Origin of the sequence: Bifidobacterium samirii (assembly GCF_003952945.1) — a bacterium.
Taxonomy (GTDB): domain Bacteria; phylum Actinomycetota; class Actinomycetes; order Actinomycetales; family Bifidobacteriaceae; genus Bifidobacterium; species Bifidobacterium samirii.
The window spans coordinates 66353-81959 of record NZ_QXGK01000003.1; the positions used below are offsets into that span (position 1 = coordinate 66353).

At 68.9% G+C, this 15607-nt stretch carries 5 protein-coding genes; 1 reads left to right on the forward strand and 4 read right to left on the reverse strand.

The window, feature by feature from the left end:
- Positions 1 to 53: 53 nt before the first annotated feature.
- Positions 54 to 4097 carry a DNA-directed RNA polymerase subunit beta' gene (locus D2E24_RS02380; protein ID WP_125967737.1) on the forward strand — a complete coding sequence of 1348 codons (4044 nt, stop codon included), beginning with the start codon at positions 54 to 56 and terminating at the stop codon, positions 4095 to 4097.
- Positions 4098 to 4262: 165 nt separating this feature from the next.
- Here D2E24_RS02380 and D2E24_RS02385 read toward each other — a convergent pair whose 3' ends face one another.
- The 4 genes from D2E24_RS02385 to D2E24_RS02400 form a co-directional block, all read right to left on the reverse strand.
- Positions 4263 to 7073, reverse strand: coding sequence for a transglutaminase-like domain-containing protein (locus D2E24_RS02385; protein WP_164520967.1), 2811 nt, complete (start codon positions 7071 to 7073; stop codon positions 4263 to 4265).
- Complete coding sequence (locus D2E24_RS02390) at positions 7070 to 8194, reverse strand: DUF58 domain-containing protein (protein WP_164520968.1); 1125 nt, start codon at positions 8192 to 8194, stop codon at positions 7070 to 7072. Before D2E24_RS02390 ends, D2E24_RS02385 begins: the two co-directional genes overlap by 4 nt.
- 215 nt (positions 8195 to 8409) lie before the next feature.
- Positions 8410 to 9837: an AAA family ATPase gene (locus tag D2E24_RS02395; protein WP_125967740.1), complete on the reverse strand. Its 1428-nt coding sequence runs from the start codon at positions 9835 to 9837 to the stop codon at positions 8410 to 8412.
- The gene (locus D2E24_RS02400) at positions 9834 to 15539 is read right to left on the reverse strand and encodes an Ig-like domain-containing protein (RefSeq protein ID WP_125967741.1); all 5706 of its coding nucleotides are present in this window, start codon (positions 15537 to 15539) and stop codon (positions 9834 to 9836) included. The genes D2E24_RS02395 and D2E24_RS02400 overlap by 4 nt, the downstream gene beginning before the upstream one ends.
- Positions 15540 to 15607 lie beyond the last annotated feature (68 nt).

Below are 15607 nucleotides of genomic sequence, written 5' to 3' on the forward strand. Positions count from 1 at the left end.
CCCGCCGGCCGCCCGAAACCGTTTGAACAGATTTACACAGACAGGACAATAGAGTGCTGGACGTCAACGCATTTGACAAACTGAGGATCGGCCTGGCCACCGCCGACGACATCCGCGGCTGGAGCCATGGCGAGGTCAAGAAGCCCGAGACCATCAACTACCGTACCCTCAAGCCGGAGAAGGACGGCCTGTTCGGCGAGCAGATCTTCGGCCCGACCCGCGACTGGGAGTGCGCCTGCGGCAAGTACAAGCGCGTGCGCTTCAAGGGCATCGTGTGCGAGCGATGCGGCGTGGAGGTCACCAAGTCCCGCGTGCGCCGCGAGCGCATGGGCCACATCGAGCTGGCCGCCCCCGTCACCCACATCTGGTTCTTCAAGGGCGTGCCCTCCCGTCTGGGCTACCTGCTCGACATCGCGCCGAAGGACCTGGAGAAGGTCATCTACTTCGCCGCCTACATGGTCACCAAGGTCGACGAGGAGCAGCGCCACCAGGACCTGCCCGACCTGCAGGACGAGTTCGACATCGAGATCTCCACGATGGCCAAGCGCCGCGACAACGAGATCGAGGAGCGCGCCAAGAAGGTCGAGGCCGACCTGCACGAGCTCGAGGCCGCCGGCGAGGCGACCGGCGCCAACAAGGCCAAGCTGCGCAACGGCGCCGAGCGCGACATGGCGGCCATCCGCCAGCGCTACGACGAGCAGATCGCCCGCCTGAACGCCGTGTTCGACCGCTTCAAGACCCTGCGCGCCGGCGACATGGAAGGCGACGTGGACCTGTGGCGCGAGATGGAGGACCGCTACGGCGACTACTTCGAAGGCTGCATGGGCGCCGAGGCGATCAAGAAGCGCCTGCAGGACTTCGACCTCGAGGCCGCGTCCAAGCAGCTGCGCGAGGAGATCGACACCGGCTCCGGCCAGCGCAAGGCCCGCGCCCTCAAGCGACTCAAGGTCGTCAACGCGTTCCTGACCACCGGCAACAAGCCGGAGGCCATGGTCCTCGACGTGATCCCGGTCATCCCGCCGGACCTGCGCCCGATGGTGCAGCTCGACGGCGGCCGCTTCGCGACCTCCGACCTCAACGACCTGTACCGCCGCGTCATCAACCGCAACAACCGACTCAAGCGACTCATCGAACTGGGCGCCCCCGAGATCATGCTCAACAACGAGAAGCGCATGCTCCAGGAGGCCGTCGACTCCCTGTTCGACAACGGCCGCCGCGGCCGCCCCGTCACCGGCGCGTCCAACCGACCGCTCAAGTCGCTGTCCGACATGCTCAAGGGCAAGCAGGGCCGCTTCCGTCAGAACCTGCTCGGCAAGCGCGTCGACTACTCGGGCCGTTCCGTCATCGTCGTCGGCCCGTCGCTGCGCATGCACCAGTGCGGCCTGCCGAAGCCGATGGCCCTCGAGCTGTTCAAGCCGTTCGTCATCAAGCGTCTGGTCGACCTGAACTTCGCCCAGAACATGAAGAGCGCCAAGCGCATGGTCGACCGCGGCGACACCGAGGTGTGGGGCGTGCTCGAAGAGGTCATCGCCGAGCATCCGGTGCTCCTCAACCGTGCGCCTACGCTGCACCGACTGGGCATCCAGGCCTTCGAGCCGATCCTGGTCGAAGGCAAGGCCATCCACCTGCCGCCGCTCGCCTGCGCCGCCTTCAACGCCGACTTCGACGGCGACCAGATGGCAGTGCACCTTCCGCTGAGCTCCGAGGCGCAGGCCGAGGCCCGCTCCCTCATGCTCGCCTCCGACAACATCCTGAAGCCCGCCGACGGCCACACCGTGACCATGCCGGCGCAGGACATGATCCTGGGCCTGTACTGGCTGTCCACCGTCACCGAGGGCGCCAAGGGCCAGGGCCGCGTGTTCTCGTCCATCGCCGAGATGCAGATGGCGCTCGACCTGCACGAGATCGACATGCAGGCCCGCGTGCTGGTGCGCCTGCCCGAGGACTTCGTGCTGCCCACCGGCTGGGAGCCGCGCGAGATCGAGGTCGTCGACCCGCAGGCCGGCTCCCCGGCCGTGGTGCGCGAGGAGCGCTTCAGCGACGGCTCCGTCCTGTTCGCCACCTCGATGGGCCGCCTGATGTTCAACGAGACCCTGCCGACCGACTACCCGTTCGTGGACGAGCCGGCCCCGAAGAAGGTCCTGTCGCGCATCATCGACGACATCGCCACCCGCTACTCCACCGCCCAGGTGGCCGTGACGCTGGACGCCCTCAAGGACCTCGGCTTCGAGCAGGCCCCGTGGTCGGGCGTGACCTTCGCGTTCTCCGACGTCATCGAGCCGCCGACCCGTGCGGCGCTCGTGGCCGAATCCGAGGCCCAGGTCAACAAGATCAACCAGCAGTACGACCTCGGCTTCTTCACCGAGGAGGAGCGTCGCCAGGCGATCATCGACGAGTGGACCAAGTGCACCGAGAAGGTGTCGGACGCGGTCGTCGAGCACTTCGACCCGAAGAACAACCTGTCGATCATCGTCCAGTCCGGTGCGCGAGGCAACATGACCCAGATCAACCAGATCGCGGGCATCCGAGGTCTGGTGAACAACCCGAAGGGCGAGGTCATTCCGCGACCGGTCGAGTCGAACTACCGTCAGGGCCTGTCCGTGCTGGAGTACTTCATCTCCGAGCACGGCGCGCGTAAGGGCCTGGCCGATACCGCACTGCGTACCGCCGAGTCGGGCTACCTGACCCGTCGACTCGTCGACGTCTCCCAGGACGTCATCGTGCGCGAGGAGGACTGCGGCACCAAGCGCGGCCTGCCGATGCAGGTGGGCGAGCGCGACGCCGACGGCAACCTGACCCTGGTCAAGGCCGCGGACGGCGGCCCGTACTCGCGTCTGCTCTCCGCCGACGTGATCGACCCGGCCGACGGCGAGACCGTGCTCTACCAGCGCGGCGACGCGCTGAGCATGGACGTGCTCAAGGACCTCGTCGCCCACGGCGTCGAGGAGGTCAAGGCCCGCTCCGTGCTGACCTGCGAGTCCAAGCGCGGCGTGTGCGCCAAGTGCTACGGCTGGTCGCTGGCCACCAACAAGCTGGTGGACGTCGGCGAGGCCGTCGGCATCGTCGCGGCCCAGTCCATCGGCGAGCCGGGCACCCAGCTGACGCTGCGTTCCTTCCACTCCGGCGGCGTCGCGGCGGCCTCCGACATCACCCAGGGTCTTCCCCGTGTCACCGAGCTTTTCGAAGCCCGCACCCCGAAGGGCGAGGCGCCGATCGCCGAGTTCCCGGGCGTGATCAAGACCGCGGTGGAGGCCGACCACGTCTACCAGATGACGCTGACCCCGGACGATTCGACCGTCGAGCCGATTGTCTACACCGTGACCCGTCGCGCTCCGCTGCTCGTCAAGGACGGCCAGCACGTCGAGGCCGGCACCCAGCTGACCGAAGGCTCCGTCGATCCGAAGAAGATCCTGCGCATCCTCGGACCGCGCGCCGCCCAGGTCAACATCGTGAACGAAGTGCACACCGTGTACCGTTCGCAGGGCGTCGACATCCACGACAAGCACATCGAGGTCATCGTGCGCCAGATGCTGCGCCGCATCACCGTCATCGACTCCGGCGACACCACGCTGCTGCCGGGCGAGCTGGCCGACCAGGCGCGCTTCAAGGAAGCGAACATGGAGGCCGTGAAGAACGGCGGCAAGCCGGCCGCCGGCCGTCCGGAGCTCATGGGCATCACCAAGGCCTCGCTGGCGACCGACTCGTGGCTGTCCGCCGCCTCCTTCCAGGAGACGACGCGCGTGCTCACCGAAGCCGCCCTGAGCCAGAAGGTCGACGACCTCAAGGGCCTCAAGGAGAACGTCATCATCGGTAAGCTCATCCCCGCCGGCACGGGCCTGGCCCGCTACCGCAACGCGGTGGTCGAGCCCGACAAGGCGATCCGCGACTCCATCTACCCGAACTTCGGTCTGGGTGGCGGCGTGGACGCCGACACGGACTTCTCCGAGGCGGACCTGTCCGACGTCGACTTCGCGAACATCGACTTCGGCGACCTGCAGATCGGCGAGGACTTCAACCCGGACGACTTCCTGGACGACCAGGGCGGCCAGGGCCTCGACGGTCTCGGCGACCTGGGCGACCTCGGCGATCTGGTCTGACCGATCGGCCCGGACACGGACGACGCCGGCCGGTCATGAGCGGCCCTGACGGCCGCCGGCCGACCGGCCCATCCGCCTGACCGGTTCCGTTCGGGCGGTCCCGCGGATCGTCCGAACCATACGGACCTCACGGCCCGGTCCTCCTTCGGGAGGACCGGGCCGTCGTCATATTCCGGGATGGCAATGGAACCGGGGATGACGGGACCGGAAACGGGGACGGAACCAGGGATGAGGACAGCCCTGGAATCGGGCGCGAAGGGAACGCGTCGACAGACGGATGGCGAGACGCCGAAACGGAGGCTGCGCGTCGAGCATCGCCCGGCGCACGGCCTCGGCATCCCGCCAACAGGCGGTGGCCTCCTCGTCCGACATGGACTCGGATACGAATCCGGACGGGGGAGCGGCTCCGGACATGGAACCTGCGTCGGCCAGGGGAGCGGCACCTGATGCCGAAGGGAATCCGGATGCCGGCGCCGGGAACGGCGCGAACGCAGCCCGGTCGGCCTGCCGGGCGAGGCGAGTCAGCGCTCCGCGCTCGCCCGGGAACCGGTCGGCCAGCATCTCCACCCGATCACTCCGGGTGCCCCGCAACGGGACTCGTCCGTCCACGGCGGCATCGCATACGGACGCCCACGCGGCGAGGACCCGCGTACGCGGCGGACCGCGGCCCCGCTCCCGGGACCGGATCCGGGCCTTCCACGCCATGATGCACGCGCAGGCCAACAGCGGCATCCATACGGGACCGATCCGGACCACGACGGACAGGACCGCACGCATGATGGCGGCGATGTCGGCACGCTCGCGATCAGGACGCTCCGCGCGCTCCCCGCCGAGCGTGGCGGCGGCCGACGGCGGCGACTCCTCGTCGGGAGGGTCGACAAGCGGCGGAGCGGGCTGACGCAACCGCTTATCGTTCGACGAGGAGCCGGCGCGTGCACCATCGAAGGCCTGCGACTCCTGCGGCGTGGGACGGAACGACACCCAGCCCCATCCCTCCAACGCAATCTCCACCCACGCCTCCAGATCGTCGCCGGTGAACTCCACCGGCGAAACGGCGTCGTCATCGGGAACGAAACCGAGCACGACACGCGACGGCAGGCCGAGCGAACGGGCCATGAGCGCCATCAACGAGGCATACTGTTCGCTGTCCCCGACCATGACATCCTCCACCATCGCGGCAAGCCGGCGGCTCCCATGCCCCGGCGCGGACGGATAGTCATCGGACAGTCCGTGGGAGAACCACCCATGCTCCCGAAGCCACGAGGCCAGCAGCAGGGCCTTCCTGCCTCCCCGGCTCCCGCCGTCGGCCGCTCCGCCGGCAACGGACAGGGCCAGCTTCTCCACCGCGTCGGGCACATGCCGCGCCTGCGGCTGCACGACATGCGCCGCAGCCGACTCCTCAATGGCGGCCGGAGACGGCTCCGGGGCAAGCACGCCATCGACGGCGTACCGCCACACTCCATCCGGCCATGCCGGCACGATGAACGATCCGCTATCACGATTGCCGTAGATCGCGATGCCGCCGGCCTCCGACGATCCGTAACCCTCATCGACATCGAGGGACAGGACGGTTCCGGCCACCGGCAGCCACGGTCCGGACAGTCCGTCATGGACGGTGAACGAAGCCGAGAACGCCGACGCATCGGAACCGGCACCGTCCCGGACGGCATCATCGGACTGCGGACGGTCGCGCGAACCCGCGGACGAGCCGATACGCCGGAACACGGAGGAACCGGCGAAAGACCGGGACGAGTCGTCGCCATTCGATCGCTCCGGCAAACCATCATCGGCGGACGCGGCAGTTGAGCCGCTTCCGGACAGATTCCACACGCTGCCATCGAAATCATCCATCACCGCCAGACGTACGCAGACGCCGGACGGCAACCCCGTGACGGTGAGCAGCACCTCGTTCCGAAGATCACGGACGACGGAACGCATCCCGCTCAACGGGCTCGTATACGCATACGGCAGCGTATCGGGAATGTACCCGTCCCGAAGCACGAACCGATGCTGAGGCAGCAAAGCGCATACGACCAACGCGGCCGCGACCGCAACGGACGTCATCCCCATACCGGATGGCAGACGGACCGGACGCGCCGGCCGGATGGCGTCTCCGGAAGCGGCGGCGCCGGAAGACACGGTGACGATACCGACGCCTACACGGCAGACGGGACCGTCCGCTCCATCCGGGCCTCCCGGAGACGTCGGACGACCCGCACTCCGCCCGCATCGTGGGGACGCACACCACCGGATCGCCAGCAACGCCATGACGGTGCCGGTCCATGCCGGATATTCGCCATCCCCGGTACCCAACAGCGCGCACAGGACGAACCCGGCCGCGACGACCACCGTCGCGAGCACGCGGAACCGGCGGCCACCGGGACGGGCCAACACCGCGCACGCCGCAAGGAACGACACCCACAGGCAGACCGTCCACGCGACCATCAACGAACCCGAAGCCGCGCCGACCGGGACCTCGGACGAGAGAAGCGCCCGGAACGACGACCCCGGCAACCGCCACACATCACCAAGCAGGCGAGCCGGCGACTCCGGAACACCACCAACCCAGGAGTCGTGTCCATCCCTCCAAGGCAAGGCGGGCAGTTCGGCCGCCACCGGGCCCAGAACGAACTGCGCTCCGGCGAGCCCGACGACGCTGCGGCACCACCGATACCTGCCGGACCGCGAAACCGCACCGGCGAGCGCCACGCCGCACACCGTGGACGGCAACGCCGCACCGGCCCACAGCGGTACGGATCCGTAGACGTCGATGAGATTGGCGCTCGCCAGCAGGGTGAGCGCCATGACGGCGAGCATGTCGTTTCCTTGCGGATGACGGGCGGGGCGGGAGCGGAGCCGGTCATCGTCGTGGCCGATGGACGTCTTCTGCGGATGGGGGCGCGCGGTGGTTCTCCTCGGCCGTCGCGTCGCTTCGATGACCGTTGTCTGCGGATGGGGGATGCGGAACCGGATCATGACAGCGCCTCCATGATCGAAGGAAGGTCGTCCACCGAACCCGCCACGCCGACCGTGACGTCCGGTTCGCATCTCAGCGATGCGGTCGCACCATGCCTGACTTCGATGCGCAGGCACGGACCGGTCCACGCCGAACCGATGCCGGATTGACGGATACCGGCGTCCGGCCCTCTGCCGGGCGTCGACCCGACGACGGCCACCAGTACGTTCGCTCCGTCCACGGGCGCCGGAAGGAGACCCGTGCCGTCATGGTTCGCCTGTGCTGTCGAAGCCTGCGGTGGCGAAGGCGACGGAGCATCCCACGACCCGTGTGGGGTTATGCGGCTGCAGGAGTCGAGGAAGGCGTCCGGATCCGTCGTCGTGACGGGCCGGTTCCCGGCCTGGCAGGACAGCGGCATGCCGGTGGACAGTGCATGCATGCCGATTGATGCGAACACCCGTACCGCGGTCTCGAATTCGGCGGCGTCGGCGTATCGGCTGGCGTCGATGGCCAAGGTGAGCATGATGCCGTTGCGCCGGGACGACCTGATGTCCCGGACCACGAGTCCGGTGCCTTTGAGCGATGCCGGCCAGTGGATGCGGCGAGGATCGTCCCCGTCGCGGTACTGCCGCAGGCCGCATGGGTCGCCGTCTTCGGACGGATGGCCGGCCGTGTCGTCCGCATCGCCGAGACGGTCGAATCCGATGGAATCGAACGGAACCGTCCGCGGGCGGACGACGACGATGCCGGGGCCTGCGGCCGTGATGGAACGGCATGCCAAGCCGAACGGGTCGCTTCGTTCCCAGACCACCGTGCCGATGGGCGCCACACCTCGACGGGTCCGACCGATGGCCACGGTATGCCGCAACGTGGCGCCCGGTCCGAGCCGCGGCACCGCGAACCGTACGTCCGGTCCGGCATACGGCATGATGCAGGTGATTCCCCGCGCCGTTCGCCGTGACGTGTTGCGGATGACGATGTCGTACCGGATGCCGTCACCTTCCGTCACCCGGAGCGGGAAACGGGCGGGACGTCCTGTCGCGGCGGGAGACGCGGCTGGCTGTGCGGTCGGAGGGGAATGCGGTTCCGCCTCCGCCGACAGCGGCATCCCGCCGAGGGCCGCCGACAGTGCGGCGGCCACGCTTGCGACGCATACCGTGCCGGCGGCGAGCGTCTCATGCCACCGCAGCATCGCGAACCCGATGATGCACAGCACACCGGCGACCGCGACGCTCCAGCCGACGCCGGTCAGCGGCCACGCCTCGACCAGCCGGACGAGACCCGTCCAGGGCCATGCCGGGGGAGCGGAGCCGCGCCTGGGCATGCCCCGTGCGGCGAATCCGCGGAATCCTGTCGTCATGAGCCCTGCCATGGCGTCTCCTTCCCCTGTCGCCGGCGCGGCGGCATCCCATCGGGGACGGGCACCTCCTCGAGGGCCCGTCGGACGACGTCGGCCTGATCCACGTGCGAGAACGAGGCCTCCGCGTCGAGGACGATGCGATGGGCGAGCGTCGCGACGGCCATGTCCCTGACATCGTCGGGAACCACGTAGCCCCGTCCGTCCGCGGCGGCACGGACCTTGGCGCATGAGGCGAGCGCCAGAGCGCCGCGTATCGAGGGTCCTCCGGCGACGCCGTCGGATATGCGGAGCGTCTCCGTCAGACGCACGATGTAGTCGAGTATCTGATCGGCCGCATGCACGCGTGCGGCGATGGCCTGCAGTTCGATGATCTCGGCCGCGCCGACCGCCGGCGCGGTGTGCGAGGAGGCTCCCGGCTGCGGCACGAAGGTGCCGTCCGCCGCCCTGAGAATGGCGATGCCGGCCTCATGCCCGGGATGTCCGATCGACGTTCGGATGAGGAACCGGTCCAGCTGCGCTTCGGGCAGACGGTAGGTGCCCAGATGCCCGTTCGGGTTCTGCGTGGCGACCACCATGAACGGCTGTGGCACGGCATGGGAGACTCCTTCGACGGTGACATGCCGTTCCTCCATGACTTCAAGCAGCGCCGACTGGGTCTTGGGCGAGGCACGATTGAGCTCGTCGGCGAGCACGACCGACGCGAAGACCGGACCGGGACGGAAGGAGAACACGGCCGTGGCGCGATCGTAGACGATCGACCCGGTCACGTCGGACGGCAGCAGGTCTGGCGTGAACTGGATGCGACGGTACGGGGCCCTCACCGCGTCGGCCAGCGCCCGGGCCAGTCGGGTCTTGCCGGTGCCGGGCACATCCTCGAGCAGGATGTGACCTCCGGCCAGGAGCGCGGTGACGCATAGGACGACGGCCCTGCGCTTGCCGATCAGCCGGCGGCCGACAGCGTCCACGATGGCGTCGAAGGCTTGACGGAAGCGCAGGAGGTCCGCATCGTCGGCGGGGCCGGGCAGGGTTCCGACCGATGGGGCCGTGGCAGGTGCGGTTCGTTCGGGTCCGTTCCCGGGGCCGTGCAGCGGCAGCCATGGTATCGGGCCGTCCATGGGTTCCGACGGCGCGGCGCCGTCCGCTTCCTCCGCACCGAATCGGTGGCAGGACGCGATCGGGGATTCCGACGGCGTGACGATGTCTCCCGGGACGGTGTCGTCATACGTCAATACGGTGCCGTCGTCCGTGATCACGGTGCCGTCGTCGGTGGACGCTGCGCCGTCATCCGGCGTCATACGGGCCGCTGTGGCCGTGACGGTCGTGATGGTGGTGACCGTGGCATCGTCATCGACCGTCGGGGGAACGGCGTCCGTCGTGCTGCCTCCGTATGAGGGAGTCGCCCACTTCCAATCATCCCAGTTCATGGCCGGCTCCTTTCCCGTATGACGGCGGACTGATGCCGTGCGCGGCGCCGCGAGCGTCGTTGCGGCGCCGGGAGGTGAAGCGCCGCCGGCCGCGAATCGCCGGCGGAAGCCGGAACCCACAGCAACGGCAGCGCCGCCACGGATGCATCCGGGCCGTGGGATGCAGGTGCCGTCTGCGGTTCGGCGTCCAGATACGGGCCGGTGCGGCTTCGGAACGTCTGCGCCACCGACGCCTGCAGCCAGAGGCCGCCCGGCGCGGCATCGAACGACATGTCCGTGGTCCCCGAAGGAACCGTATGCTCGGTTCCCCCGTACTTGACGACGAATCCGTCATGGAGCCCGGATGGGGCCCATCGGACGATGCAGCGTTCCGTTCGACACTGGATGGACGCGGAAGCCGGAGGACGCACATCGTAGACGGGAACGATCGACCGGGTCGCGCTGGCCGACGCGATGCCCTCGCTTCGGAAGATCATCGTCGCGGTGACGGCCGATTCGATGCCGTAATCGGATTCGTCCAGCGTCCACGTCACTGCCGGCGCATCGCAGGGCACATCGACGCCGTCGATGGAGACCGAACGGCATCCGGCGTTGCGAAGGTCCCCGACGATGACCGTCGCCGTGACGGACCCGCCGTCCTGTCTCAGCTCGAGCGTCATCGGATCCGGATCGGACCACGGGGATGCCGATCGTGCGGATGCGGCAGGAGGTCCGATACCACGGGCGTTGGCCGCGCGGACCGTTGCCGAGGCGGTGCACCCATCGGTGACGGCATCCTGCGGCAGCGGGAAGTCCGTGGACGGGCCGTCGACGTCGAGCGTGCGCGTATACCCGGTGCTCAGGGTGAGCGTGACCGTATACCGGTCCGGTCTCGAACCGGCGTAGTCGGGCATCGCCCATGCGACGTGAACCGAACGGTATCCGCCTGTGACCGTGACGGACGCCGGGGGCGGCGGGACCCGGTCGGGAACGGCGGTGACGACGGCCGAATCGTCCGACCAGCCGACGGCGTTGCGGGCACGGACCGTGAACGCATACGTCGTGCCGTTGACCAGACCGTCGATCCGGCAACCGTCGGCGGGCGCGCACGAGCGAGCGCCGGTGGTCCACCGCACCTCGTATTCGACGATCGGAGCGCCGTTGTCCGCTCCGGGAATCCAACTCAGCTCGACGGCACCATCGGATGCCTGGACGGCCGTGACACCCATCAGGGGAGCGGCAGGGCGATCGATGACCTTGACGGTGATGGTGGCCGTGACCTGCCGTTGCCGGGAGCGCGTCGCATCCTGCACGTCGACGCGGATCATGCCGGTCGTGGCGCCGAGCCCGGACACGGCGTGCACCGATACGGTGGTCCCGTCACAGGAGACGGCGAATCGGGCCGGGGCGTCGGCCGTGCAGCCGACCACGTGCAGCGGCGTCTCCGGGAACGGGTTGTAGGAATCGGCGAGCACGTCGACCGTGGCGTCCTCTCCGGCGCTCACCGTCACGGTGCGGGTGCCGATGCGCGCGAACGGTCTGGCGGACTGCGTCACCCGCACGGTGACGCCGGTGCGGAGCACGCCGCCGTCATACCGGATGGAGAACGGTATGGAGACGAGCGATCCGGCGCCCGCATCCTGCGCCGCCTCAACGGAGAGCAGACCGTCCCGGCTCAGCGAGGAGGTCACGGTCCCGGTGACGGATCCTCCCTCGTAGACATAGGTGGAATCGTCGGAAGCGGACGAGGTCGAGCGGGTGAGCGCCGACAGGTCGACGGTCTTCGGATCCTCTCCCGTGCAGACCTCGATGACGGGCGCGGAGAAGACCGGTGCCGGCGTGCCGTCGTCGATCACCGTGATCGGCAGTGTGATCACGGCCGAGCTGACGATCGCGTCGCCGCCGGCGCTGCCGTCCACGGCGGTGAACGTGACCGAGGCCGGGCCCGCATATCCTCTCGGAGCGGTGAAACGGAGCGTATGGTCATCGACATACGGATCCGCATCGTTTCTGGTGGAGCTGACCGAATCGGGGGAATCGATCCGGGCCCGCTTGCCGGGGCCGACGCGCACCTGGTCGGCGATGTCGATGAGCAGCGTATCCCCGGCATCCACGACGAGCGTGGGCGCCTGCGGCCGTCTGGCCGGAGGGAACACGCCGTAGGCCGGCACCTGGAGGAACGCGCTCGCCGCCATGCCGGTGCCGCCGTCGGTGACGGTATAGGGCACTGCGGTCGGCTCGTCGCCCAGCACGATGGATACCACATGCCGTCCGTCCGTCGAATCGGCCGAGGCGATGGAGGCCACTTCGTCGGGAACGGACAGCACCAGGTCGGCGATGTCGCCGGACGGGGACGTGACCAATGCCGACACATCCACATCCACGCTGCGACGATCCACGGTATCGGACGCGGGCACGCGGTGGTCCGAGGCGGTGGGCGACGGGGGAGGGGCGTCGGCATCGGTTTCGACGCGCAGCAGCGCGGTGTCGGAGAACCCGGCCTCGTCACGCGCCGTATACGTGATATAGGAGACGCACTCCCGGTCCGGAGCGGTGAACGACACCGCGCCGGACTCCACCGACACGGATGGGAGGTCCTCCGATTCGGCTCCCGACAGCATGAGCGTCGACCCGTCACCGGCGATGTCGTTGTCCAGTACCGGGACGGTCATCCTCGTGCCGGGACGGACTGCGACGGCATCGTCACGCGCATGCACTCCGCCGGAACGGTCGGAGACGAACACGCCGACGCGAACGGTCGCCTGCGCGCGGCGTCCGGTCCAATCCTCGACGGCATAGGCGAACGTGTCGGTGCCGGACGAATCCGGATACGCCTCATACGTCAGCCAGTCGGATCCGATCTCGGTGACGCGTCCGAGCGTCGGCGCCAGGTGCCCCAGCCCCAGCAGTATGACGTCGTCCCCGTCGGCGTCGATGCCGGACAGCGGTATCTCGATGCGCACCGTACTCCCCGCCCTCGCACGGGCCTCGACGTCATGCGGCTTCGGAGCCGGCTTGCCGGCGGCATCCCGTTCATGCACATGGAACGTGACGGTGCCGGACGACATCCGGCCCTCGTCGTCTTCGACGGTGTAACGCACCGGGTAATCACCGGCCCGATCGCCGGCACGATAGCGGATGGAACCGTCCGCAACGAACGCAAGGCCTCCGACCAGGGCTCCGTCCGTGGCGGAAGCATCGGACAAGGCGAGCCTCCGGTCGTCGCCGGACTCCATCGACTGCAGCACGTCGACCGATACGGTGCCGCCGCATCGTACGGACACGTCCGCATCCACCGCCCGGGGAGCCGCGGATCCGCCCACGGCCGCGGGCAGCAGCACGATCGTCCCGTTTGACGACCCGACCTCATTGACGGCCGTATACGGCACCCGGACGGGAGCATCGGGCATGACATCGACCGACAGATGGACCCGCCGGTGGTCGACGATGCCGACGGAGACCCCCGAACCGGCGTCGGCCTCCACGGCGGCCACGGCCGGCACCCCGCCCGTCGGATCCGTGTCGTTGCCGAGCGGGTCGACGACGGCGTTCCCGTCCCGATCCAGCACGACCACGTCATCGACGACGACGGGCGCGGACCGTTCGTACACGGCCGGGGCCACATCGACGCGCACATGGCCCGAAACGGACATTCCGCCCTGCGCTGCCGTATAGCGCACATCGTAGGTGCCGGAATCCTGCGCGGAAAACGACAACGCCATCCCCGCGTCCAATGCCACGGAGGCGGCCGGCGACACGGACACGTCGACGAGCCGTACGGGATCGGCCGACGTGCCATGGACGCTGTCGGTCAGATCGACATGCACGGTGTCGCCCGGCACGGCCCTCACTGAGAGCGGATCGGTCGTCGGGCGCAGCGTGCCGGCGGCCCGCACCGACACGTACGCCGTGGCCGCGCACAGGTCGCTGCCGTCGGATGCGATCAGCTCGACGCCGACGCGTTCGGCTTCGACCGTGCCGGCCTCGATCGTCAACAGCCCGTCACTGCGATGCGTCACGGTCAGGTCGGAGCCGGCCTCCGGCGAGGCGGCGACGAGCATCAGCGGATCGCCATCGGGGTCGGAGAACGCCTCCAGCGCATTCCATTCGACCGAAGCCCCCTGCTCGAGCTCATGCTCCGATACCGTCGCCGACCGTTGCGGCGCATGATTGCCGTCACCCGCAACGACCGTCACCGAGACCCGCGCCGACGATGCGTGTCCGGCACCGTCCTCGACCTCGTACGAGAACGACCTCGCTCCGGGACTCACTCCGGTCGCATCGACCTGCAGATACCGTCCGTCAAGCACCGGCGTCACCCGGATCCCGGAACCCTGCACGGCTCCCACCGCAGCGATGGACAGCGCGGAGCATCCGGTCTGTTCGTCGTTGGCCAGCACGTCGATCAGCCGCGAGCGGCCGCTCCTCACCCCGAACGCATCGTCGTTGGCCAGCACGCCATCCGCATCCGGCGTGCACTCCGACGCGGGAACCGGGACATCATCGGACCGCCGCTCGTCGGAAGCCTCCTCCACGTCGTCGGGAAACAGACCTCCCCACCGGACGTCAAGCGGCTCCGCCCGATCCGACGGCGCCCAGACATCGCCGAAGGCCGCATCGTTGAGCAGCACCCGCCGATGATTGACCCGGAATCTGAGATCGGAGGATGCGGACACCGATGCCAGCGTCACAAAACCTCCTCCGGCGTCGGCGGCAGCGTCACTGGAGGCGATACCTGCCTCTCCTGCACCGTCGATCGCGGCATCCACGTCGCCGGCAGCCACCGTGGCGTTCCGGGAACGGCCCCCATCCGGAAAACCAGGCGAGCACACTGCGAGATAGTTGCGCTCGGCCCGTCCCCACGCGGCATGGACGCACCCGCCGGACGACACCGGGCGGGCCGGCTCTCCGTCGGCATGCGCCTCGAAGACGAGCATTCCCGCATCCCCGCCGGAACCGGACAGATCGGCCGTGACCAGCCGATCCCGTCCGACGGCCGCCACCCACGGCCCTTGGGCGCCGTCGGCATCGGGCGCCTGCAAGGTCAGCCGTTCACGCACCCCGGTATCGACCGAGCCCGAAGGCCAGCGGATGACGCCGTCCGCGACGACGACCGGCGTCGAACCGACCACCGTGACATCATCGACCTCGAATCGATCCCCTTCGCCGAACGAGGCCACGGCCGTCGCCGGACCGCCCCCATCCGCATCCAGACACAGCACGGTGCCGTCCTCGGGCCGATACCCGTAGACGAGACCGTCATGACCGACCGCGACGAATCCATCCGCACCCACCGTCATATCCGCCGGGCGGGAGTCGGGCGACCATGCTCCGAACTCGGAAGCGGGAAACGCCCACACCGATCCGTTCCCGGTCTCGACCAGGGCTACAGACGCTCCGCCGATCTTCACATCGAACCCGGAACCGGTCTCGACCGAAGCCGTGACCTCGGCGCTCGCCGGGTCGACGCTCTGGACGAGCCCGTCCCCGACAAGCAGGGTGAGATCCCCATGCTGCACGACATCGAAATCACCCTCGGGAGCCGGCAGCGACACGTCGGGCTGACCGGCCGCCGCGTTGAACCGCACCGCCTGCCGGTGCGCATCCGAAGTGATCCACACCGTCCCGTCGTCGAACCGGACATCGCCCCCGGACACCGCCTGAGCGCGCAACGCGCCCATGACGATGGACGCCAGCAGCGCCGCCGCCAGCAGTACAGCCACGCCTCGATCCCGGCGACCTCGGCTCCCGGTCTCCGGTCGGCGGCAGCCGGAGGTGCCGTCGCGCGCTC